Raw genomic sequence first — 22,265 nt, forward strand, 5'->3', positions numbered from 1 at the left:
GGATCTGTGCGTTGTGAGGATTTACTGTCATGCAATTGGACTTGAATCTGCTGACCGTGCTGGACGCCCTGCTCGAAGAGGGCAGCGTGATGGGCGCGGCCGAGCGGCTGCACCTGTCCTCGCCCGCGGTCAGCCGCACCCTCGGCCGACTTCGCGCCGTCACCGGGGACGACATCCTGGTGCGTACCGGCCACTCGATGGCTCCCACCCCGTACGCGGTGTCGGTGCGGGAGGACGTGCACCGGCTGGTCAGGCAAGCGCATCAGGTACTCTCGCCGATCCGTGAGCTGGACCTGGACGAGCTGGATCGCACCTTCACGATCCGGTGTCACGACGCGGTGGCCGCGTCTCTGGTAGCGGTACTGGTCGGGAGGGTCCAGCAGCGGGCTTCCGGGGTGCAGCTGCGGGTGTTGGCGGAGAGCCCCGTCGACACCGACGACCTGCGACACGGCCGGGTCGATCTGGAACTCGGTGGCGGTAGGCCCAGTCTGCCCGAGTTCCGGTCCGAGCCACTTGGCGACGATCGGCTCGTCGTGGCGATGCGCGCGGACCACCCGTGTGCCGGCGGACTCGACCTGGCCTCCTACGCGGCGCAGCCGCATGTGGTGATCTCCCGGCGTGGCCGCCTCACCGCGCCGATCGACGACGTGCTGGCCGCCGAAGGCCTGCGGCGCCGGGTGGTCGCGGCGGTGGCGACGGTGTCCACCGCCCTGCAGATCGCCGCCCGTGGTGACGTGCTGGTCACCTGCACGGCGATCCTCGCCCGCCCGCTCATCGAGGCGTTCGGGCTCATCGCCCGGCCGTTGCCGATCGAGTCCCCGGCGGCGACGATCAACTGCAACTGGCACCAGCGCTACGATTCCGACCCCGCCCACGCCTGGCTCCGCGAGCAGGTCCGGGCGTCGATCGAGGAGATCACCGCCTGCTGACCACTGCGCCTACTCCGCCAATGGCAGGGCCACGGCACCGGGAAAACCGGGCGCCTCGGCTTCGTCGAGCATCGCCGCGGCGACGGTTTCCCGGGTGACCTTCGCACCGAGGTCGAAGGGAGGCGCGGCCTCCAGGCCGACCGTGCGCCGACGGGGGCTTTCCGGCCCGTCAGTGAGCATTCCGGCGTGGAAGACGGTGCCCCCGGCCGCGAGAACGGTGTTGTCGGCTTCGACCTTGTCCGCGAGCCGGTCGCCCAGCACCTTGGCGAGCACGCCCGCGCCCTCCCCCGCCACTTCGGCTGACTTGCCCGTGCCGTAGGCACCGAGCCAGATGACGCGCCGTGGGCCGGCGGCAACGACGGCCCGGGCGCCGGTGAGGAGAATTCCGGCCCGGTCCGTGCCGAGCGCGGAAAGGACCACGGAATCTCCGTCCACGACGGCGGCGATACTGGCCGCGTCGTTCACGTCGCCCGCCACTTTGCGCAGGTTCGGGGAGTCGGGCAGGGCGATCCGCTCGGGATCACGCGCGATGGCGGTCACGGTGTGACCACGTCGCAGCGCTTGTCGGGTGAGGGCGATGCCGGTCTGACCGGAGGCCGCGAGGACGGTGAGGTTCATGACGAGAACGTTAGGGAGTTCCCCACTTAACAACAAGTGCAAGTATCTGACTTGATGAGTTACCCAGACGCAATTTGCTGGGACCCAACTTCGCCGCCATGAAGTTGCCCCACACAGCGCCTGGGGGACCCCAGCGGAGGAATCACCCCAGTCGTCTCAGGAAAGACGATCTTCATCTTCGACGGGCGGCAGAGCCCCGCCGACGGATCAAGCCTCAGGGTCCAGCCACCACGGCAGTAAGGGCTCGTCGGGCTCGCCGTCACCCCTCCCACCCCGGCGCCGTTGGACCTCGCGTGACGATCACCGCGATGACCGATGCGCCGGAGCGGGACGCCCGCGCACGTCCCGCCACATACCACGGGGCTCCTGGCCGCCGCCTGCGGGCGAACTCCTGCTCGTCGGGGGGCTGGCCAGCTCCTTGTGAAATGCAACCGCCTTCCGCGCCGCACTGCGCGAGCTACCGGACGGCGCCAGGGGCGGCCGCCTGGCTGATGTGCTCGATCCGGCAACGGCAGCCCTGGAGGCCGAGGCCACGTCCAGGGCCCAGCCGGCGCTCCTCGCGCTACGGCAGCTGGTCGACGCCCTCGCTGCTGGACTGTATGCAGCACCACGAGTACAGCACCGACGTGCGCGGCCACCGCTTCCCGCCAGTGCACGAGGGGTGCAGCGGCAGCGGCTGGAAACTGAAAGCCGCCGCGCGGTCGGTCGGGAGTTGGACCTGGCACACGGATGCATCGGATTGCCTTGGTTCCCAGCCGGCACGGCGTCCGCCATATCGGTCCTTCCAGACCCATACGTCGACGGTGAACGATGTCTACGATGTCTGCTCAGCCATGCTCGATGATGCGCACGCAGGGGCCAACTGCACCAGACCGCAAGGCGCTTGTCGCCACCCCCCGGAGACCTCGGCAGTCCCCAGCGAGAGCCACTCGCACCCGAATCGCCCCGGGAAGGCCACCCCCATCAACTGCCCTGCACAGGAAGCCCTTTGCCGATCCGGCCCAGGCGCCTTACTCCTGCGGTTCGTGCGCCGCCGCCACGATCCTCTGCAGGGCTGCGGCGTGCCGCTGGAACGCCAACCGGCCGTGCGAGGTGAGCCGGACGTGGGTCTGCCGCCCCGTTCGGTTCCGGGTCTTGCGCACCTCGATGTACCCGGCCTCCGCCAGCGAGGCGACCTGCTTGGACAGGGCCGAGTCGCTGGTTTCCACCTTGTCCCGTACGAAGCCGAACTCCACCCAGTCGGCCGGAGCCAGCAGCGCGACGACCGAGAGCCGGGCTGGTACGTGCAGGAACTCGTCGAAGTCCGGGTCCATCAGACGTGGTTGTTCCGGCGGGTGATGGCCTTCATGATCGGGCGGGTCGCATACCCGGCCACCAGGGTCGCAATGGCCGCGACGGCCCCGGCGATCAGGCCAGGGTTCGGGAGCTTGAGCAGCCGGGCGCCGATCACCGCCGCCACAAGGATCACTGTGACTACGCCCCCCACCCATAGGGAGAGCGCCCACTCCGCGCCGGATGGCTTCCGGCGGACCGGGGCCCGCCGCTGATGCACGAACAGCATGACTGCCATCAGCCCGCCCGCCGCGAGGAGGGTGAGGGTGCGCCAGGGGTTCGGCAGATCCACGGCCACGCTGAAGCCGAACACGGCCAGCGCGGTGAGGAGCATGTAGGGAAGCGAGGAGCCGTGGCGCACATACGCGTCACGGGTCTGCTCCTGGTGGTGGTGTATGGCGTCGAGCGCGGTCCGCGCGTCGTACGAGGTCATGAGTCCCCCTTGTCATGTTGGTCATGCACGGTACTTGCCCATGGAGAAAGTACCACCTTCTTTCCTTACGGGAAAGAAGGTGGTAGCCGCGGGGGCCCGACCGCTGACGGCGCTCAGGCGGCCCGAAGCTCGGGGCGCAACCGCTCGAAGGAGACCGGGAGATACTCCGGCCTGCCTCAGGATGGCGTTCTCCCGGTACGGCTGCGGATCGGCGGTCAGCCACGGTGAAGATGACGCGGCAGTTCGGGGCGTGCGCCTTGATCTCTGCGCGGTCTTCAGCACCTCTCGAAGGCGGGGCGGACCCGGATGCGGGTGCGGACCTTCTCGCCGAAGGTCTTGTCCTTCGAGGACAGCGACCAGGCCTACGACGTCGACCTCTCGCACTTCATGGCCGGCCTTCCCCTCTCCGACGGGGTCAGCTCGGGGGCACAGTGGGTCGACGACGCCGGGCCCCCACGGGACCGCCGGCGCAACCTCGTGATGCCCCAGGCGGCTACTGGGGACCTGGCTGCGGAGACGAACCTGATGGCGTTAACGCCATCTCGCGGTGACTGGTGCCGTGAGCAGCAGCGGCGGATGCGGTTGGCGTTGAGGGTCGGTGAGGCGCTGGGGGTGGCGCCGGAGGGGGGCGTTGGCTGATGAGAGACCGGTGGTGCTGGATGAGCTGGTGTTTCCGGCGATCGAGACGATGCCGGAAAGTCTGCGACGGCAGGTGGTGGACCTGCAAAGCCAGGGGCTGAGCGATAGGCAGATCGCCGACGTACTGGGCACATCTGCCCATCAGCTTCATAACTTGCGAAATAAGGCGATTGTGGAGCTAAGACATCGTCTGGCTGGGCATATTCGGGACGGGAATCAATAAGGGTCCGGCGCCCCGTTCTTGATCTTGCTCGGCCAAAGGACCGTTTACGAGAGTGCCCTGGCAAAACGGCTGGCCCCAAGAGCTGCCGCCGACCAGCCTGGCCCGGCGAGCTCAGCAGCAGCGCATGTCCGCTTCGACCTTGCTGAAGTCGCCTGCCGCGAACGCCTTCGCCGGGACCGTGAAGTACATCGTCCCGGCGTCGCCCCAGCCCCAGCCGAGCTCCGCGTCCTCTGCGAGTTGGAGCAAATGGATTGCGGGGCCGTCGGCGTCGCGGTTGGTCACCGGGGACCCGTACGAGGTGTCGGGCCAGCCGAAAACGCAATGACTGCCAGCGGTGTTCGCCTCGACGAGGTCGCCCATCTCGTTGAGGATGAGTGAGGACGCCCCCCAGTACTCGCTCCTGTCGAATTCGACGTCGTCGTCCTCTACGTCCCAACAGTCCGGGAGCATGGTCACCGCGGCCGCATGGACCGGTGTCGCCGGATAGCTTCGCGCCGGGTCGGGTGCGGCTGTCTCGACCGCCCGTGCCGGATCGGCGGTAATCACACATCCGGCATCTGGCGATAGATCCAGCTGCCGGTACTTCTCGTACGGCACATCCGGATCGAGATAGAAGAAGTTGAGCAGGCCTGGCCGCGTGGGCAGTTGGTCGCCGAGCCATGGGGCGAGGGCGTCGGTGTCGAGTACGGCATGCAGAGACAGCGGGAAGCCGCCGAGTTCGGGCCAGGGGGTACCCGGCTCGAGTAGCGCGGGGCCGCCGAGGCAGCATCGGCCGGTGGCTTGCGACTCGTCTGTTGGAGGCTCCAGTTGGAAGCCGCGGCGGGCCATGGCCACGAACTGCCGGCCGGCCTTCTCGCCGAGCCGTTCGATGCATATGCGGTGCATGCTGACAGGGTCGTTGAATTTCATGCCGTGATCTTCTCAGCAGGATGTCCCCCGCTCGACTGTCTCCCGTCGCGGGAGTGGTGCGGAGGCCGGGGACTGTGACCGCCTGGGACTCCTTGTCGGAGCCGGTCAGGTCGCTGTCCTTGCCGTGGAACAGGTCGTGGTTGGCGCTGTTCCAGTTCTCCACGACCTGGAGCCCGTCGTTGATCTCGCGGCGTAGCTCCGTGTCGGCGAGGTAGTCGCAGATGAACGCCGTGCGTACCGCGTGGCCCAGTTCCCCGTTGACGAACAGGTGCCGTACCCGCCACAGGACGGCTTCGCTCTCGCCGTGCTTGCCGCTGACCGCGACCCGCTTGATGCCTATGTTCGTGCCCAGCGCGAACAGCACCAGCAGCAGTCAGCGCCGCAGCACCGCCTTCGGCACGGCCTGCCGCGTGGCGACGGAGGTGAACTCGCCGGTGAAGCCGGTGGCGGACTCGGCCTCCTGAGGATGTCGATCAGGTCGATGGTGCCCCAGCGGCGTACGACCTCGGCGGCATCCGGCTCCTCCGCCGCAACCGCGCGGAAGCGACCGAGCGGCTGCGCCGCGACCCTCAGGCGCCCGAGTGGACCCCGAGGAACTGGAGACCGAAAAGCGGATCAGCGCGGGCCGCCCGTGGCTGGACGACATGAGCCGCTGGGAGACGGTCGACCCTGCGCTGTACAGCTCGTACGCGGACGACCCGCAGGAGCTCTACTTGAACAACCTCTGCCACGCCCCCGGCTGGAAGACCGGCGGCTGGACCCACTGAGCAGTCACCGACCCCGTTCCCCGCCCCTGCCCCTGCCCCTGCCCCGAGTGCGGCACCGAGCAGGTCCCGCTCCTCACCATCGCCTCCTCGGAATGGAACGGCGGCAGCGGGACCTGGATCCCCGAGGAGGAACGGACGACCCCGGCACCCCGCATCGTCTGGGTGCGCGGGACGGCGACGTTCACCTGGATCGACATCGCCGGCGGCAACAACCTGCAACTCCACGCCTGCCCGGCCGACCCGTCCCACCCCCACATCGAACGGGTCCCCTGAGCCCTCACGGAAGTCCTCCGCGCCGACGCGTACGCCACAATCGCCACCGCGATCGACTCTCCAGTCAGCAGTCTTGGCCAACCACCAGAGGATCCAAACGATGGGCCTACGTCTCAAGCGAGAGCATGTGTCGTTGAGTTCATGCGTCACTCATGGTCCGAAGAGCGCAGGAATGTCAGTGAGCAGTATGAGCACCTGACATGGCGCAGAGGCTTGGTGATCATGTGCGGAGGCAGACTGGTCCGTGGCAGGATGGCGGCGTGTTGACCCGTAAGGCGATGCCGTGCAGGCATCCGCAGGGGCTGCGCACAAAGCGAACGGGGCGGGGAGCTGAGACATGGTCGCCTTCTATTCCTCCGCGCTGGACGGAGTCGCCGCCAACCCGGCTCTTCCCACACCGCTGCTGCTGCGGCTGATCGCCTTCGACGGCGGGGGCCACGGCCCGCCCTTCCAAGCTCTCCATCGGAGGGGGCTGCCCGAGTCGGCCGTGGCGGCTGTGCTCACCCACCCGGTCCTGGACGCGCGAGTCGAGTTCGCCTTGAGCGGCCAGGCGGAGCCCGAGCAGCGGGCCCGGCTCGCGGACGACGCCTCGCCCAAGGTACGGGCCGCCGTCGCGCACGGACCCGAGTGGACCCACGATCACCGGACGAAGGTCCGTCCGCTTCCGGACGCCGTGTGCGGGCGCCTCCTCGAAGACCCCGAAGCGTCCGTACGGACCGCGCTGTTGGACTCGCGCCACTTGGCGCCGTCCTTTCTCGCCTCCCTGGTTGGGCATCCCGATCCGGCCGCACGACGTGCCGCCCTGCGCGTCTGGGACGAACTGGCGGCGGACGGGCGCGCCACGCTGCTCGACGACCCCGATCCTGAGGTACGGCGGTCGGCCGCGCTGTGCGCATGTCCTGACGACGCAGGGCTCACGTCGGCGCTGCTTCAGGACCCCGCCGCCCTGCCCGAGGCGCTGCGCCGGGGGCTTCTCGACCGCGCGGACGCCGAGCGGTTCCTCGCCGAGGGCAGCCACCTGGTTGAACTCGCCGCTAATCCGTCCCTGCCGGCCGACCTTGTGGACCGTCTTGCCGTCGACCCCGACGAAGGGGTGCGGCTCGCCGTCTCCCTCAGGCCCGAGCTGACCGAAGCCCGACGCGCCGCGATCGACTTCACGGTGGCCCCGTACGCACGGGGTGACGTGGACTGGGTGGCGGCCGGCATCGCCGACCAGCAGGTGCTGCATCGGGCCGTGACCTCCGGCCATCCGCTGCTGCGCCGCGCCGCAGCCCGCAGCCCCCATCTGCCACCCGATCTCCTGCGGCTTCTGGCCGAGGACACAGACGACCTCGTGCGCACCCACCTGGCCGTGTACCACCCCGACACCCCGGAGGAGGTCCTGATGAGCGTGTACGCACGGCTCGGCGGGACGTTCTCCGCCTGGATGGCGACCGGCCACCCCCGCTTCCCCCGCGAGGGGCTCGCTGCCCGCTTCGCGGACCATCCGAACGGGATCTACCGACAGCTGGCAGTCCGCGACCCGGCCGCCGGCCCCGATCTGATTGAGCGGCTCAGCCACGACCCGGACGTCTGGACGCGGCAGGCGGCGGCCAGCGACCCGCGCCTGCCGCTCCCGCGGCTCCTGGAGGCCCTCGCCCTGCCCGAACTGGCCTGCAGCGCGGGCACCAACCCGGCCCTTCCCCAGAGTGAGATGGTCGCGGTCATGGACGAGGCCGGGGTGCCCGCATGACGAAGAGCGCTTGGAGCGACCCGTCGGTCGGAGCACTCGGTTGCGCCCCGACGCCGCGCGGCAGCTGGCCGACCAACTGTCGCCGGCCGGGCCGGGCCGGGCCACCCCTGGGAGGCGTCCGGTTCACCACCTCATGGGGGTGCCGGACCCCTCTCGACGTCCTCCTGGTCGAGCCCGAGCTGGTCGCCGGGATCGTGGTCGGCACAGCCGAGGAGCGGGGAGCTTGGCGGCACCGGTCCGCGTCGCCCGGCTCCCCTGGACGTCACGGCCTCGGATGTACCGCCCTACGGAACGAGCCCAACGCCCCAACGGGATGAGCCTGGCGCTCCGTACGCCAGGGCAACCTCGACGAAGCCGCCTGGTGCCGCGAGGCGCGCGTGTTCTGCGGGCCCGGGCAAGCGCGCCGCCGGCACGTGGTGACTTCGTGGTTGCGGGCTACCGCGAGCACGAAGCCGGTACCGCGTTCCTCCAGGGCGGTACGCAGTTTCGGGATGCTGCCGTAGACCTCGTCACCCGCCACCCATGAGGCGTGGTGGCCGGCATCCAGGAAGCGGGCGATCATGCGGACGGCCAATTCAGGTTTGGTCGCGAACGCGGTGTCCAGGTCAAGCCCGGCTGCCTGACAGCGGTCGGGCTGGTCGGTCCACGAACGCGGGATGTACAGCTCCCGGTCCACTGCGGTGTGTCCGCGCTGGCCTGCGTAGACCAGGTAGACGGCGACTTGGGAGCTTTCGATCCTTCCTGCGGCCCGGTGTACTGGCGTTGGACGCCGACGGTGTAGGTGCCCTTCTTCACGTCGTCGGTCTCGTCGACCACCAGCACCGCCTGGTCGTCGCGCAGGTGCTCGACCACGCAGCCGCGCAGGTCGTCACGGACGAGGTCGGCGTCCCACTTGGCGCGGTTCAGCAGGTGCTGCATGCCGTCCGGAGTCGCCTCTCCGGCCCATTCGGCGATGGTCCAGCAGTTCTTGCGGGGTAACTCCGAGAGCAGCCCGAGCACGAACCGCCGTATTCGGCGGTGGGGTTCGTGTCCGCAGTGGTACCCGCCAGCGTGATCTCGATCTACAGCGGGAGTGCGCAAGACGGCGAAATCCGCTGCAGGAACAATCTTCGCGATGAGCGGCATGGGCGTCCGCATGAGGCACGTGCTGACGCGACGTCGGAGCTCCGGCCAGGCAAGGTCGTCCTGGTCCCATGACGTGGTCGCCAGCATCGACGTGATCAAGGTTGCGCGGTTCGCTAACCCTCCGCTAGCGTGTTCGGCATCTGTAATCGACACAGAGGGAGTGCGAGAAGCTAAGCGACCTGCGAAGGACCGCGATCGACAAGTCCGTTGAGGACTGATCGACGGTTGAGAGGGCCGATGAAGGCCGGAGTCGGGCACAGGATCCGACCATCCCATCTCCGCTGCTGAAGCAAGCAGCGTTCTTCACCGAGTTCGTTATGCGTACTCCCACTCAGGGCGATGCACCGCACCGCGGCGTCGCTCCTCGATTACAAAGGATTCCTCATGGCTTCCCGCTCGTCCGGGCCTGCCCTCGACGCACCCGCCGTACCGGCCTCGTCAGCCAAGACCAACGCGGTCGTGCTGACCCTGATGGTCGCGGTCTTCCTGTCCCTGCTCGACACCCAGATCGTCGCAACGGCGCTGCCCCGTGTGGTCAGCGACCTGGGCGGACTCGACCAGTTCGCCTGGGTCACCACTGGTTACCTCATCGGTGGCAGCGCCACCGTGCCTGTGTTCGGCAAGCTCGGCGATCTCTTCGGACGCAAACGCGTCTTCATGGCCTCGATCACCGTGTTCCTGCTCGGATCCACCCTGTGCGGCCTCGCGCAGACGATGAGTCAGCTCATCGCCTTCCGCGTCCTGCAGGGCATCGGCAGCGGCGGCCTGTTCATCTGCGTGCTCGCGATCATCGGCGAGATGTTCTCGCCGCGTGAAGGCGCCCGGTACTACGGCTGGTTCTCCCTCACCTTCGGAGCCGCCTCGCTGGCCGGCCCCACCCTCGGCGGCATTCTCACCGAACTCGCCAACTGGCGTTGGGTGTTCTTCATCAACCTGCCCGTCGGCGCGCTGGTCCTTCTGGTCCTCTGCTCGACGCTATACCTGCCCGCCCGCCGCCAGAAGGCCCACATCGACTACATGGGAGTGTTCCTTCTCGTCCTCGCAATCGTCGGCCTCAACCTGCTCGCCGGCTGGGCCGGCGTCAAGTACGACTGGAGCTCCCCGGTCATCCTCTGCCTCGCCGCCGGATCCGTCGTCGCCGTGGCGCTCTTCATCCTGTCGCAGCGCCGCGCCCTCGACCCGGTGATCCCGCTGCGGCTGTTCACCAACCGGACCTTCACCACCGTCGTCATCATCGGCTTCATCTCGGGATTCGTCGGCCTCGGCCTGCTCAACTACCTGGTGCTGTGGCTGCAGACGGTCCTCACCCTCGACGTCCAGGAATCCGGCTTCGTCCTGACCGCGATGATGCTCGCTGTGGTCCTGGCCTCCTACCTCAGCTCCAAGGTCATCGGGTACACCGGCTCGTACCGCTGGTTCCCGGTCCTCAGCATGGTCGTCTTCGCCGTCGCCGCGGTGCTGTTCTCCACGGCCGGGCCTTCGACCAGTCTGTCGCTCGCCGTCGTCTACATGCTGCTGTTCGGTGTCGCCGGTGGCCTCAACTCGCAGGCCCTCAGCCTCGCCGCTCGCAACACCGCGAGCATGCGGGACATCGGTGCAGTGCAAGGTACCGCGACCCTCATGCGCCAGCTCGGCACAGCGCTCGGAGTCTCCTTCTTCGCCGCCGTCATGACCAGTCGGCTCGGCACCGGACTCCACGACCGCCTCGGCAAGTCCGGTGTCGACATCGACAAGGACGGCTCCCTCTCGCCCGAGATCGTCGGCAAGCTGTCCGCCCCGCTCCGGCTCGAACTCGCCGGCGTCTACGCGGACTCGTTCCGCGTCATTTTCTACGCGGTCATCCCCATCGCCCTCATCGGACTCGTGGCCTCGTTCCTCCTCAAGGACATCAAGCTCGCCGGCAGGCACGCGCCGGCCGAGCCGGAAACGTCCTCCGCCGACGAGGGCGCAGTCCTCGGCTCGGCGGCTCGCGGCAATTCCTGACTCACCACTCGACGAGTGGCCTCCCCGCACGGTGTCCACCGTGCAACACACCCCTGACAAGGAGAAATACGCATGATCCTGGTTACTGGCGCCACCGGCAACGTCGGCAGCGAACTCGTCGCCCAGCTCGCCGCCGACGGCGTGCCGGTGCGGGCCATGACCCGTTCGCCCGAGAAGGCGAACTTCCCCACAAGCGTCGAGGTCGTCGCCGGCGACTTCGACAAGCCGGAGACCCTGCCCGCTGCTCTGGCCGGCGTCGAGCGGGTCTTCGTCGTCCCGCCGGGCTACGGCCCCGAAGGACCGGTCCAGGAGGCTACCCTCGTCGCCGCCGCCCGCGAGGCCGGTGTCAAGCACCTGGTCAAGCTCTCCACCAGCGGTGTCGGCTTCGGCGCCACCGACCCGCTCACCTCCGGCCACCGCGCCGGCGAGCAGCTCATCAAAGACTCCGGCCTGGACTGGTCGATCCTGCGCCCCGGCACCTTCATGATCTACCTCTACGGCTACGCCGACACCATCGGCAAGGAGCGGACCATGTACGTGACCGAGGGCGACCCGGTCTCCGCCATGATCCACCCGCGCGACATCGCCTCGGTCGCGGCCAAGGTGCTCACCACCTCCGGCCACGAAGGCCAGACCTACACCCTGACTGGCGGCGAGGCGCTCAGCCCGCAGCGGCAAGGCGAGATCATCGGCGAGGCCCTCGGCCAAAAGGTCAAGGTCGTCGAGCGCACAGCTGCCGAGACCCAGGCCGACTTCGACCGCCTCGGCTGGGGCGGCCCGCGCCTCGCGGCCCTGCTCGAACTCAAGCGCCAGTCCGCCGCCTGGGACTGGAACATCTCCGACTCCGTCGAGCAGATCACCGGCATGGCGCCGCTGACCCTGCGCAACTGGGTCGACGAGAACATCCACATCTTCGGCTGAGCCGATCCGCACACGGCGCGGGGCTGATGCGCCCGGGATCTCCCCGGCGCACCGGCCCCGCACTGCATCCCCGCCCCGGCGCGGGTTCAGCGTGATCACGATCTACAGCTGGAGTACTGGGAGGTGATGACCACCTGGTACGCCTCGCCGTCGAGGATGCGCTCGGACTGAACGTCACGGCCCAGCTGTCCCCCCGCGCCCGTGTTCTCGTCCTTGGGGACATGGGCCCTGATGCAGGGTGCCACCGGCTCGTCGCGTACGACCGTTACGCTCCACACACCGCCCACGTTGCGAGGGATGATCTCCGTGCACATGGAACCGATCGTGCCGCCCTCGCGGGATTTGGCGAAGGGGAACTCGTCACAGGAATCGTCCCGGACACTGGGGTCCCCCACGAAGGGCCTCGGGGGAGCCTCGCAGCTGTAATAGCGCCTCTTGTCCGCCATCTTGTCGTCGGCGTCACGCGTGAGCGGCTTCTTCTCGGTGCCGAGCCTGCCGTTGGTCAGGTTGTTCTGCGCCCACTCGTAGGCCACTGCGGCGGCCCCGTAGAGGGACTTGCCAATGGTCACCTGGGCCAGGTGGCCCGTGACGATGCAGCCGGGGTACCGGCCGACCTGTCCGTCACAGCGCAGCGAGGGACCCGCCCAGTCCTGGGGGCTGGTGACGGGGTTCGCTCCGGTGCTCACCACCTCGGACCGGTAGGAGATCTGTGTGCGCTGACTGAGGCCGCCGCCCCGGACGGTGGAGTCGTAGGACAGCGTCCCGGTGTGGTCCTCCTCGCCCTGGTGCAGCTCGATGTACCCGCCGCCCCAGGCGGGCGGGCCCGCGATGCACTGGGTGCAGTCCGATCGAAGGGACACTTTCATCGCGGGAATGGTGGGTGACATCGCGCCGGCGAGGACGGAGATGCTCTCCTGCCACCGCGTACTTGTAGGGCTCGGCTCGGACGCGGCCACGAGCGTGAGAGCGGCGGTGCCGATCACCTGGCCGTCGGGGCTGACGAGCGCGTACACGATGTTGTGCCGCACGCAGTACGCGTGACGGGTGGAGACGACATCCACCGGTTCGGAGGAGGCGCACAGGGCCCCCGCGCCGTCCCGAGGGGCAGCCGTGACGTGGGCGCGGATGCGGGCCAGGTCCTGGGCGGAGACGGGGCCTTGTTGGGTGCAGGTCCACGCCGCGCCGTGGCGTGCGGGCCCGGAGCCGGGGGCGGTGGCCGTGCACGTGCCGTGGCCCTTGGGAGCCGCCCGGCCGGCCGTCGACGGTGCGGCGGCGGCCGGTGTGGTGCCCAGGGCGAGGAGGGCTGCGGTCAGGGCGAGTGCGGCCAGTGCCGCGAGCAGGTGTCTGGCACGTTTCAAAGGGTGGTCCCCCCTGTTCGGTGGCGTACGGGTTCACCGAGGATCGAACCGGCGTGGCAACGGTCTGCGCCAGGGGCGGAATCGGCCCCTCGTGATCGTGGTGACCGGTTCCGGTCTCACTCCACCAGCCCTGTGGCCGCTACATTCACCCCCCGACCGGCCACATATGCGAAGTGGGGGAAATAAACAACGATGCGCCGTATAGGACCTGTTAGCCGCGTCGGTAGATCACTCATGGCGGTGGCCGCTACGGCGGTCGCCGCCATGAGTCTTGCCGTCTCCCCGGCTGCTGCAACGCCCACCAGCACGACGGCGCAGACGCCCGCGCCGGGCGGCACCTGTACGGCGGCCGACCTCGGTACACGCCACCCGTACATCAAGACCAGCGAAGTGTCTCCGACGATCACCCACTTCAAGGGCTGGTACGTCACCCAGGGCACGACCGGCTACCAGAGCGTGACCACCAGCACCCAGACCACCATCTCGGTGTCCGTCGGCCTCAACGGCAACGTCCAGGGCAGTTTCGCCGTCGAGACCCTCGGCACCGTCGGCGCGATGCTGGGCCTGAACGTACAGGTCGACTACTCCTCCACCAGCAGCGTGTCGAGTACGGTCACGTGGAACTTCAACCAGCCCGGCTACTACGGCGTCTACAAGGGCACCAAGAAGGTCACCGGCACGTACGGAAGCCTCAACTGCAACCGCGTCCAACAGGACGACGGCAGCTGGGCGTTGAAGTGGATCGAAGGGCCCGGCAGCGGCAGCTTCACCACCTACACCACCCTTGAGGAAGGCGCGGTGCGCTGCCAGGACAAGGTGCCCGCAGGAAGCATCATGGCCAAGGCGCAAGAACTCCTCGACTGCGGCTCGGCCACCGCGAGGGCCAAGCACCCGGCGGGTGCGGTGGCGCCGACGGCGAAGCAGAAGCGGGACCGCCTCGCGCAGCGCCCGGCTCCCACCAGCGGCACGTCCGCCGAACAGCACAAGGCCACCGAGCCTATCGCGCGGGCCGATCTCAACTGCGAGCCCGGCGCCTACAAGATCGCCGTGCCTGACAAACCCCTGTCCTGGGGCGCGCCGCTCTTGGCGGCCGATGGTGTCCGCCTGCGGCCCTCGACGATCTTCAGCGCCCACCTGGACAACTGGCGTCTGTGCAACGTGACGGAGCACAACGGGGTCCTTGAGGCGTCCCTGTGGAACTGGGGCAACGGCGGGTGCGCGACCATCGCCGCGGAGAACGCGGCCACCGAACAGGCGGTCGTGCAGACGGCCCCCTGCGCGGAGGACGACCTCCAGCGGTTCTACATCTACCGCGACGTACCCGGCAGCTCGAAGATCGGTGTGCAGAACAAGTACACCGGCTCCATGATGGGCCACGACCGGTACGCGGACGGGGAGTTCATACGCCAGTACTCCAGCGGCAGGCAGGACGGTACGGGTACGTACACCCTGATCGGAGTCTGACGGCCCACACCCCGTGAGCGGCCCCGCACGTGAACCCCGACCTCCCGGTTTCGTGCGGGGCCCTCCGCGTGCCTACTCCGAGCCCGGCCTTGGGGACCGGTGGAGCAGCCTCGGCGGCTCTGGCGAGGGACGTGTGGACCTTGTGCTGTGCCTGGGCGAGGGTGAGGGCCTCGCCGGTGGTGGGCCGGTCGGAGGCGCCGCTGTAGATGCGGGTGAGGGCTGGTGCGTCGTCGGGGCCCAGGGCGCGCAGGGTCACCATGCGGCGGTCAGCTCCTTTGCGGTGGGCCGGTCGGCGGGGTCGGGTCCAGGCACGCGGTGACGGCGTCCTCGAACTCAAGGAACGGCTGTGAACCGCCTCCCCGTGCATACCGTCGCTCATCGCTCCCCCAGGCGATGGATGCACGATGGATGCCCGCAGGCCGGGCTCGCCCACGGACGCGAGCTCGGGTCTCAGCTCGCCGGGCCGTGGATGCGGCGGTGGGTCAGCGCCCACCAGACCTCCGCCAGGTCGGCCGGATCGCGCAGACTGGTTCCGGTGATCTCCTCGAAGCGCCGGAGACGGTTGCGCAGCGTGTTGGGGTGGACGTACAGGGCGCGCGCGGCGGCCTCCAGCCGCATTCCCTGCCGTAGGTAGGCGGCGACGGCCTCCTCCAACTGGGCGCCGTCCTCGCCGCGTTCGGCCAGCGGAGCCAGACGCAGCCGGACCAGTTGTTCGCCCACGTCCGGCAACGCCACGACCGTGGCCCGCAGCCCCAGTTCCTCGTGGGTGAAGACCCCCACGAGCCCGGAGCCGACCGCAGCGCGCAGGGCCTGGGTGGCCCGGACGAACTCCTGGGCGAGTCCGGACGCGGGCGCAGGTGCCCCCAAGCCCACCACCAGATTGCGGCACAGCCCCTCGGGACGCACCGCCAGCAGCCCCGCCACCTCCCCGTCCACCGTCGTGACCAAGGGCCTGCCCGAGGCGTCCCGAGCGAGCCAGGGGCGCAGCAGATCGACGGTGCGGGCCAGGGCGCCGTCGGCGGAGTCGGGGTGCCCGGGCCCGTGCTGGGCAGGAGTGGGGGCCGGGGAGCAGGCCGGGCCGTCGGGCCCGGAAGGGGCAGGCAGCCGGGCTCGGAACGCAAGGTGCAGTGCGCTGCGGTCGAAGACGCCGTCCAGCTCCCCCTCCAACTCCCCGTTCAGCTCCCCCTCCCGCCGCCGGCCATCGGCGCCGGTGTCGGCCCACCGCGCCTCGCCGAGCAGCAGCGCGCGGACCAGCGCCGCCCGCCGGCGATCGGTCACTGTTCTTCGCTGGAGGTCGGCGCGGCAACTGCGGACGATGCGCAAGGTGGTCGCCGCTGCCCAGGCGCGGAGGGTCTCGGCGATCGGCAACAGGTCTTCGGCGGTGCCCTGCCGGGCCGCCATCTCCTCGCCGAACCGCCGCCAGACGATGTCCGAGCCGATCCGGTAGGCCGAGATGATGTCCTCGACGGGCACACGACGGGCCAGCGCCGTCACTTCGGTGAGGTGCCCGGCCGGGAGGTCGTACGTCGGCAGGTCGCACGCCGGGACGTCGTAGGCCGGGAGGTTGTAGGCCGGGCCGCTGCCGTGCACCGTGCCCTTCGCTGAGTGGTGCCCCTGGCCGGACCAGTGCTGCACGAGCGCCAGGCCGTTGCGCAGCGAGACCGTCACCCGCGGCCGGAGCTGGTCCGCCGAGAGAACCGCGTAGGAGGGGAGTTGGGCCCGCAGGGCGTGGATGACCTCGTTGGTCAGGGCGTCGATTGCGGCATGCAGGGCGGCAACGGCCCCCGGCACCCTTGTGGAAGTCTCCACCCGTCCCCTCCCGACTCGGTGTCTTTCCCCATGGCGAAAGCGATCATTCGTCGCCATGCTACGAGGAAGCCGCCCGAACCCCTACAGACGTTCGATCTGCGGACGACTTCTGTGCCGTCGTCAGAACGCATCAGGGACCGGTAGGCGGCCCGCTTTCCCCAACCACCCCCCGCACCCCAAGGAATTCCATGGCTGTTTCCTGGCGTCGTATCGCGGTGCCCGCCGCCGCGGTCGGCGTACTCGTCCCCGCCGCCCTCGGCACCCATGCCCTGCTCTCCGACTCCAAGGACTCCGGCAGTCCCCCGGCCGGTATACGCACCGCCGGGACCGCCGACCCGGACGCCGCCGCGGACGCCGATGCCGCAGCCGCCGGCCCGGAGGGCGCCGTCGTCGCCAAGCCGTCCAACGCACCCGCTGGGGCGGGCCGTTCGGTCTCCGTACAGCTGGCGTTCTACGACGCCCGGCGCAAGCAGGCGGTGCTCAAGCCGTCCGCCGGCAAGAGCGTGCACACCGGCGATGTCATCGCCGCCGCGCCCAACCGACACGCCCCCTCGGGAGCGCTGTTCAAGGTGGGCAAGGTCACCGGCTCCCGCGGCGGCGAGGTCCAGGTGACCACCGTCCCGGCCACCCTCCCGGAGCTGCTCGGCGACCAGAAGGTCGACCGGCGCGCGGCGCTGCGGCCCGGCGAACTCACCGTCAAGCCGCTCTCGTCCGGCGTCAGCGTGCGCAACCCCTCCCCCGGCACGGGCGGCCCGGCCACTCCACCCGACGGCGCAAGCACACCGTCCGGCGAGCCCAGCACCCCCGCCGGCGACGGCCCGGACGCGTCGGCCGAAGCCTCGCCGAGCCCGTCGGTCACCGCCTCCCAAGCGCCGCGCAACGGGCTCCGTGGCACCGGCGCGGCCGCCACCGCCCCGGGCGAGGCGCTTCCGCCCGAGGCCAGGAAGGGGCTCACCACCCTGCGCCTGGGCATCAACGTGCCGCTCCCCAAGGGCGTTGAAGCCACCAGCAAGTCGCCCGCCCGCCTCTCCGGCGAGGTGACGTTCCGGCCGGAGCTGATCTTTCAGTACAACAAGCGCGGCGGGGTGAACCTCCTGCCCGAGCGCGCGGCCATCGGGCTCGGCGGCTCCTACAGCTACGGCTGGCAGGTGCACGGCAAGGTGCGCGGCACCGCCGACACCGGGCAGGTCTCGGTACCGCTGGCCGCTGTCACCGGCCGGCACGTCTTCTGGGTCGGCCCCGTACCCGTCGTGGTCAGCACCGAAGTCACCTTCACCTACCGCTTCACCGCCGGCGGCCGCATCGTCCTCGACGCCGACCAGCGCACCACCGGCTCATTCGCCGTCGGCGCGACATACGACCGAGGGCACGGCTGGCAGCCGCTGAACGAGGCACACCAGCAGACCAAGGGCGCCAGGCCCCACATCGAAGGCGCAGCCACCGCGACGGCCCGCCTGGGCGCACACGCCCAGGTCTTCCTCTACGACACCGCAGGCGTCGGCGGCGACCTGTCCGTCCACCTCACCGGACGGGCCGCAGCAGCCACCGGCCACGGCGCCCCGGCATGGGCACTCAGCGCAGGCTACGACCTCAAAACCCAATTGATGCTGCAACTGAAAATCTTCGGCATCCAGATCGTCGACCTCAGGACCACACCGTTCGCCCTGCACGACGAGCGCAAGCTCTTCGGCCAGGGAAAGCTACCGTCGGCCTGAACCACCACCCGCGCCTGCGGCGCCCTGTCCGCAATGGGCGGTATCCACGGTCAACCGGGCCGGGGGGTGGTGCGTCGGTTCACGGCCCCTACGGGCACCTTTTGGGCCCACCCCCCAACGGCACCGGGGCACGCCAGGAGCGGGTCCGCCCTGTTCCAGTGGGGCCCGGCTCGGTGCTGCGGCAGGAAGGTCGACGACACGCTGTGGCAGGTAGGTCGACGAGATAGTGAAGTCGCCACCACCAGAATGTGAATAACCAACTCACCCCAGTCCGACTCCCTTCGCGCGCTGCGCACGTGAGCAGGACCGCCACCCTCGCCGCCGGCAACTTCAGCGTCGGCGAGGGTGGCGGCAGTGAGGGTGGCGGCGAGCGCCGGCCAGGCGCTCTCGACGAACAGGCCCTCGGCCAACTCGGGAAAGAAATGGCATACCGAGGCGTGCCGTGGCGGTGACGGCGCCGTCCTCGCCGCGGCCCTGTGCCACATCAGGCAACCTTCGCCTCTTGAGGACGCCGAGCGGTCGTCAACCAGACGGCCCGGCCCCCGACGTTCCCATTCGACGCCGATCAGTACGACGCCGCCGAACCCCTGCCTTCGCAGGCAACACGGCGCCGGATCTCGACTGAGGGGATCCGGCGCCGCGGACGTTTCGTCGTTGCTTGCCGCACGTCGCCGCTCCATCATCTGCGGCGGTGCGGGCCGGCCGGCCGACGCGCACGCCCCCGCCGCCCCGCCAGGCAACGTTCGCCTGCCCCGTCGGCGGACGAGTCCGCAGGGTCGTCAGGGCCTGCGGCCGTGGAAGGTGCGGCGCAGGTCGCTCACCCAGGCGTCGGGGTTCTCCCAGGGGATGAAGTGGCCGCCGTGGTCGTGGGCGTTGACGTTGACGTGGTTGAACCAATCGGCCTGCGGGCCGGTCTTGAATGCCCGGACACGCTCGTCGGCGCTGTGGATGCCGGGCGGGTTCTCGTACGTGACCAAGGTGAGGCCGACCGGGGCCTGCACGACCGGGGTGCGGTCGTGGGCGGGGGCCCACGGGTAGCGGTTGGCGTTGGCGTAGTAACGCATCGACGTGGCGATGGAGTTGTTCACCCAGTAGATCGTTGCGTGGGTGAGCAGGTCGTCCTTGGTGAAGACGGACTCGACGTCGCCGCCGTTGTCGCTCCAGGCGTTCCAGCGCTCCAGCAGCCAGGCGAGCAGTCCGGCGGGGGAGTCGCTCAGCCCGTGGGCCAAGGTGGCGCCGTCGAGCATGTGCACGGCGAGGTGGGACGCCCAGCGGTGGTCCAGCTCGATGATGCGGGCGCGGACCTCGGCGGGTTGGTCGTCGGTGAGGGGCCGATTCCGGGCGAAGTCCCAGGCGCGGGGGCCGGTGAAGAAGTCGAGCGGCAGCCCGGAGCCGATGTGGATGCCGTACAGCTCATCGGCGTACTTGTGGCCGAGCTGGCTGGAGACGATCCCGCCGATGTCGCAGCCCCCGGCGGCGTACTTCTCGTACCCCAGGGTCTGGGTCATCAGGGTGTGCCAGAGGTCGGAGACCTTCCAGAAGTTGACGTCCGGAAAGCCGGTGAGCGGGCCGGGGAAACCGAAGCCGGGCAGGGACGGCACGATGACGTCGAAAGCATCGGCGGGGTCACCGCCGAATGCGGCCGGGTCGGCGAGCGGGTCGATCACCTTCGACCAGTGCCAGAACGTCCACGGCCAGCCGTGCGTGAGGATCAACGGGATCGGGCGCGGGCCGCGGCCTGGCTTGCGCATGAAGTGCACCGGGACACCGGCGACGCTCACCTGGTAGTGCTCGTAGACGTTGATTGCGGCCTCGGCCTTGCGCCAGTCGTAGCCGGACCGCCAGTAGGCGACCAGCTCACGCAAATAGCTGCTTGGGACACCGTAGGACCAGTCCCTCTCCCCCTCCCCCTCCTCCTCGTCCAGCGGCGGACGGGTCAAGGCGAGACGGGCGCGCAGGTCATCGAGGACCTCGTCGGACACACGGATAGGGGTGGGCTCCAGAGGGAAGGCGTGCGGGGTGGTCATGGCGTGGTTCCTTACCAGGTAGGGGAAAGCGGTGCCGCCGACCTGTTGAATGGTTGGGCAGCGAGCCGAGCCATTTCAAGGAGCGCGGGCAGCGCCGCGGCGAGAGCCGCCGATAGCGCGGGGCGAGCTGACCGGCCAACAGCCATAGCGGCCAGGCGGCCATTGCTGTGCCGGAGGGCAAGGGCAAGGTGGCCACCCAGTACGCCCGAGCTGCCCTGGCGACCTCCGCAAGATCGTCCGTCCTGCCATCAATCAAGGCCATGCTCAGGAACGGGTCCTCGCCACGGATCGACCATAGCCGTTCGTACAACCATGCGCGGATCTGCAGCGGCTCACGGTACGGCAGAGTGCTCGCGACGGTGGCGTGGAGAGCGGAGCGGAGTCGGGGACGCGAGGGGAGCGGCGCCAAGGCAGGCCGACCTCCGTCTCGGCCGGAGCCCTGCGGCGCGGGTGTCGCAGGCCGCCACATCGGGGTGCGGGACGGTGAGATCAGGAGAGGTGGGAACGGCTCCTGGTTGTGCCCAAGCCACTGATTCCCGGGGCGGACCGGCCGCAGTGGGTCACGGAATCGGTGATCACCTTCCCGTACCCCGGCCAACCGCCAGCCGATTTCCCCTCCTGGCTCGCCCTCATAGCGTGTGAAGTCCGCGAAAGAGGCAGGAATCAGGAAATGCAGGAGGGCGATGTGCCGTGGTCGGCAGGATAGGGGCATGGGCCAGGAAGAGCTGGGGGAAGAGATGGGGTCGGGCGGGGCGCGGCCGGTGGTGGTGCGGCTTCCTGTAGAGCCGGTGGAGGCCGCTGTGGAGGCGGACGCGATGGACGCCGTGGCGCAGGTCGACGCGGTGGCGGTGCGCGGCCCGCTGTTCGGGGTGGCCGCGCAGAGTGGGGAGGCGGAGAAGGGACCGCTGTGGCAGGTGGTGATCGCAGTGACTGCCGGCTGTCCGCAGACGGCGCGTGACAGCCTGAACTCGCTGCTGTGGTTCCGGGCGAAGGACGATGCCCAGGACAGGACGGAACGGCGTGCTCTGCTGGCGGCGGTCGCCCGGTTGGAGCGCGAACGCGTCGACGAACTGACCGTGCTCGGGACCCGCTATCGGATCGTGCGTGCCGAGGAGTACGCCGGCATGGTCGCGGACGGCATCGAGCAGCCGCGCCCGACGGATCCGGAGCCGGTCAGGCCCGACTGGGGCCGCGGCACCTTCGGGGCCCCGATCGATGACGGGCTGCTCCTGGACCCCGATGCCCCCATCGCCCCCTCCCAAGGCGCGGAGCGCCTGGCGCTGCGCAGCCTGGCCTACACCGGTTCCCGGTTCCCCGACGAGGTACGCAGTGACTCGCAGCGGGCGGTGGACACCCACCCCGACGTCTTACTGCTGCCTGTGACGTTCGCGGTGGTGGAGCAGACTGCGGGTGGTGGGTGGATGCCGGCCAGCGCCCTGCACGGCAGTGCCCACGAGGCCCGTAAGACTCTGGACTTTTCGCTGACATGGTGGGAGCCACGCAGACGGGGTCTGGTCCCGGTGGGCGCTCACAGGGATGTCGACGCACGTACCCTGGTCGCCGAAGGTGTCGATCCTGCGGCCTCGGAGCTGGCCGCGTACGCCGAGGCCGCCGACCAGCTCCGCGCCGGCCGGGTGAACCAGCTCGAGGTCGAGGGCACCGTCTACCGGATCGCCCGCACCCGCCGCCTGCTGCGCTGGGGTCCCGACGGCCCCGAAGGGCCACGCCCATCCGATATCAACAGGCACGACCCTGAGCGCATCCACCCGGTGCTCGACGAGGACGGCAACATCCTCCCCGAGGACGAAGACAACGAGACCGAGCCTTCGGTCTGACAAGTCCACCGCCTGCGTGGCAGCGAACGGGACACCCGGCGCGGCGCAGGCGTGGCCGCACTGCCGTTGCCGCGTCCGGTAGTTGCTCGGCGGCCGGGCTTCCCCCGGCCGTACGGGCGCTGACGATCAGGCCTCCACCGGGGCCCCACAGGCCAACCACGAACAGCTGCCTG

General features: G+C 69.6%; 18 protein-coding genes and 2 pseudogenes. 11 read left to right on the forward strand and 9 right to left on the reverse strand.

All coding sequences use genetic code 11. The annotated features are described in order from the left end of the window. Positions 1-29: 29 nt before the first annotated feature. On the forward strand, positions 30-929 hold the full coding sequence (locus tag IG62_RS0115385) for a LysR family transcriptional regulator (RefSeq protein WP_030802253.1): 900 nt from the start codon (positions 30-32) through the stop codon (positions 927-929). A gap of 9 nt (positions 930-938) precedes the next feature. Here IG62_RS0115385 and IG62_RS0115390 read toward each other — a convergent pair whose 3' ends face one another. The 3 genes from IG62_RS0115390 to IG62_RS0115405 form a co-directional block, all read right to left on the reverse strand. Then, on the reverse strand, positions 939-1,547 hold the full coding sequence (locus IG62_RS0115390) for an NAD(P)-dependent oxidoreductase (protein WP_030802255.1): 609 nt from the start codon (positions 1,545-1,547) through the stop codon (positions 939-941). 1,010 nt (positions 1,548-2,557) lie between these two features. After that, positions 2,558-2,860 carry a winged helix-turn-helix domain-containing protein gene (locus IG62_RS0115400; protein WP_030802257.1) on the reverse strand — a complete coding sequence of 101 codons (303 nt, stop codon included), beginning with the start codon at positions 2,858-2,860 and terminating at the stop codon, positions 2,558-2,560. Then, positions 2,860-3,312, reverse strand: coding sequence for a hypothetical protein (locus IG62_RS0115405; protein WP_030802259.1), 453 nt, complete (start codon positions 3,310-3,312; stop codon positions 2,860-2,862). Before IG62_RS0115405 ends, IG62_RS0115400 begins: the two co-directional genes overlap by 1 nt. Positions 3,313-3,618: 306 nt before the next feature. Between IG62_RS0115405 and IG62_RS0115410 the strand changes: the two genes are divergently transcribed. After that, the gene (locus tag IG62_RS0115410; protein WP_030802261.1) at positions 3,619-3,951 is read left to right on the forward strand and encodes a hypothetical protein; all 333 of its coding nucleotides are present in this window, start codon (positions 3,619-3,621) and stop codon (positions 3,949-3,951) included. A gap of 10 nt (positions 3,952-3,961) precedes the next feature. Next, on the forward strand, positions 3,962-4,174 hold the full coding sequence (locus tag IG62_RS0115415) for a hypothetical protein (RefSeq protein WP_107052987.1): 213 nt from the start codon (positions 3,962-3,964) through the stop codon (positions 4,172-4,174). Positions 4,175-4,285: 111 nt separating this feature from the next. Here the strand turns inward: IG62_RS0115415 and IG62_RS0115420 are convergent, their stop codons facing one another. Together IG62_RS0115420 and IG62_RS50135 are read right to left on the reverse strand one after the other, a co-directional pair. Further along, a complete protein-coding gene (locus IG62_RS0115420) occupies positions 4,286-5,083 on the reverse strand; it encodes a DUF1963 domain-containing protein (RefSeq protein ID WP_030802265.1) in 798 nt (265 codons plus the stop codon). Between the two features lie 82 nt (positions 5,084-5,165). Then, positions 5,166-5,447 (reverse strand): annotated as a pseudogene (locus tag IG62_RS50135) (Tn3 family transposase); the annotation flags it as partial. A gap of 217 nt (positions 5,448-5,664) precedes the next feature. Between IG62_RS50135 and IG62_RS47810 the strand changes: the two are divergent. Both IG62_RS47810 and IG62_RS0115440 read left to right on the forward strand, forming a co-directional pair. Beyond that, positions 5,665-5,850, forward strand: a complete 186-nt coding sequence (locus tag IG62_RS47810) for a hypothetical protein (RefSeq protein ID WP_051798109.1) — start codon at positions 5,665-5,667, stop codon at positions 5,848-5,850. A 610-nt stretch (positions 5,851-6,460) separates the two neighbouring features. Continuing rightward, the gene (locus tag IG62_RS0115440; RefSeq protein ID WP_030802267.1) at positions 6,461-7,855 is read left to right on the forward strand and encodes a hypothetical protein; all 1,395 of its coding nucleotides are present in this window, start codon (positions 6,461-6,463) and stop codon (positions 7,853-7,855) included. Positions 7,856-8,117: 262 nt separating this feature from the next. Here IG62_RS0115440 and IG62_RS41920 read toward each other — a convergent pair. Next, positions 8,118-8,935: pseudogene (locus IG62_RS41920) on the reverse strand (IS701 family transposase). A gap of 429 nt (positions 8,936-9,364) precedes the next feature. On the opposite strand from IG62_RS41920, the gene IG62_RS0115450 reads away from it, so the two are divergent. Next, positions 9,365-10,963 (forward strand): MDR family MFS transporter, encoded by a 1,599-nt coding sequence (locus IG62_RS0115450; protein WP_051798112.1) that lies wholly within the window; start codon positions 9,365-9,367, stop codon positions 10,961-10,963. 72 nt (positions 10,964-11,035) lie between these two features. Then, positions 11,036-11,884 (forward strand): SDR family oxidoreductase, encoded by an 849-nt coding sequence (locus tag IG62_RS0115455; protein WP_030802271.1) that lies wholly within the window; start codon positions 11,036-11,038, stop codon positions 11,882-11,884. 95 nt (positions 11,885-11,979) lie between these two features. Here IG62_RS0115455 and IG62_RS0115460 read toward each other — a convergent pair whose 3' ends face one another. Beyond that, complete coding sequence (locus IG62_RS0115460; RefSeq protein ID WP_030802273.1) at positions 11,980-13,242, reverse strand: NucA/NucB deoxyribonuclease domain-containing protein; 1,263 nt, start codon at positions 13,240-13,242, stop codon at positions 11,980-11,982. Positions 13,243-13,476: 234 nt separating this feature from the next. On the opposite strand from IG62_RS0115460, the gene IG62_RS0115465 reads away from it, so the two are divergent. Further along, positions 13,477-14,706 (forward strand): hypothetical protein, encoded by a 1,230-nt coding sequence (locus IG62_RS0115465; RefSeq protein ID WP_030802275.1) that lies wholly within the window; start codon positions 13,477-13,479, stop codon positions 14,704-14,706. Positions 14,707-15,156: 450 nt separating this feature from the next. Here IG62_RS0115465 and IG62_RS0115470 read toward each other — a convergent pair whose 3' ends face one another. Further along, entirely contained in the window at positions 15,157-16,515 is a 1,359-nt protein-coding gene (locus IG62_RS0115470; RefSeq protein ID WP_234326533.1) for a PucR family transcriptional regulator, read from the reverse strand. A 188-nt stretch (positions 16,516-16,703) separates the two neighbouring features. Here IG62_RS0115470 and IG62_RS0115475 point away from each other — a divergent pair, with 188 nt between their 5' ends. Then, positions 16,704-18,230 carry a hypothetical protein gene (locus tag IG62_RS0115475; RefSeq protein WP_030802279.1) on the forward strand — a complete coding sequence of 509 codons (1,527 nt, stop codon included), beginning with the start codon at positions 16,704-16,706 and terminating at the stop codon, positions 18,228-18,230. A gap of 296 nt (positions 18,231-18,526) precedes the next feature. Then, positions 18,527-18,682: a hypothetical protein gene (locus tag IG62_RS47230; protein WP_158795047.1), complete on the forward strand. Its 156-nt coding sequence runs from the start codon at positions 18,527-18,529 to the stop codon at positions 18,680-18,682. A 327-nt stretch (positions 18,683-19,009) separates the two neighbouring features. Here the strand turns inward: IG62_RS47230 and IG62_RS0115480 are convergent, their stop codons facing one another. Continuing rightward, positions 19,010-20,257: an epoxide hydrolase family protein gene (locus tag IG62_RS0115480; RefSeq protein WP_030802281.1), complete on the reverse strand. Its 1,248-nt coding sequence runs from the start codon at positions 20,255-20,257 to the stop codon at positions 19,010-19,012. A 710-nt stretch (positions 20,258-20,967) separates the two neighbouring features. On the opposite strand from IG62_RS0115480, the gene IG62_RS0115485 reads away from it, so the two are divergent. After that, positions 20,968-22,092, forward strand: a complete 1,125-nt coding sequence (locus tag IG62_RS0115485; protein ID WP_234326535.1) for a DUF5954 family protein — start codon at positions 20,968-20,970, stop codon at positions 22,090-22,092. Positions 22,093-22,265: the final 173 nt, after the last annotated feature.

The organism is Streptomyces sp. NRRL S-337 (assembly GCF_000720175.1).
Classification (GTDB): Bacteria; Actinomycetota; Actinomycetes; order Streptomycetales; family Streptomycetaceae; genus Streptomyces; species Streptomyces siderophoricus.

Excerpts from the sequence above, each read along its gene's own strand:
- IG62_RS0115420 (WP_030802265.1), bottom strand. The coding sequence starts at position 5,083 with ATGAAATTCAACGACCCTGTCAGCATGCACCGCATATGCATCGAACGG.
- IG62_RS0115405 (WP_030802259.1), bottom strand. The coding sequence starts at position 3,312 with ATGACCTCGTACGACGCGCGGACCGCGCTCGACGCCATACACCACCAC.
- IG62_RS0115475 (WP_030802279.1), top strand. The coding sequence starts at position 16,704 with ATGGCTGTTTCCTGGCGTCGTATCGCGGTGCCCGCCGCCGCGGTCGGC.
- IG62_RS0115385 (WP_030802253.1), top strand. The coding sequence starts at position 30 with ATGCAATTGGACTTGAATCTGCTGACCGTGCTGGACGCCCTGCTCGAA.
- IG62_RS0115465 (WP_030802275.1), top strand. The coding sequence starts at position 13,477 with ATGGCGGTGGCCGCTACGGCGGTCGCCGCCATGAGTCTTGCCGTCTCC.
- IG62_RS0115455 (WP_030802271.1), top strand. The coding sequence starts at position 11,036 with ATGATCCTGGTTACTGGCGCCACCGGCAACGTCGGCAGCGAACTCGTC.
- IG62_RS0115485 (WP_234326535.1), top strand. The coding sequence starts at position 20,968 with ATGGGCCAGGAAGAGCTGGGGGAAGAGATGGGGTCGGGCGGGGCGCGG.
- IG62_RS0115440 (WP_030802267.1), top strand. The coding sequence starts at position 6,461 with ATGGTCGCCTTCTATTCCTCCGCGCTGGACGGAGTCGCCGCCAACCCG.
- IG62_RS0115410 (WP_030802261.1), top strand. The coding sequence starts at position 3,619 with ATGCGGGTGCGGACCTTCTCGCCGAAGGTCTTGTCCTTCGAGGACAGC.
- IG62_RS0115400 (WP_030802257.1), bottom strand. The coding sequence starts at position 2,860 with ATGGACCCGGACTTCGACGAGTTCCTGCACGTACCAGCCCGGCTCTCG.
- IG62_RS0115450 (WP_051798112.1), top strand. The coding sequence starts at position 9,365 with ATGGCTTCCCGCTCGTCCGGGCCTGCCCTCGACGCACCCGCCGTACCG.
- IG62_RS0115390 (WP_030802255.1), bottom strand. The coding sequence starts at position 1,547 with ATGAACCTCACCGTCCTCGCGGCCTCCGGTCAGACCGGCATCGCCCTC.
- IG62_RS0115480 (WP_030802281.1), bottom strand. The coding sequence starts at position 20,257 with ATGACCACCCCGCACGCCTTCCCTCTGGAGCCCACCCCTATCCGTGTG.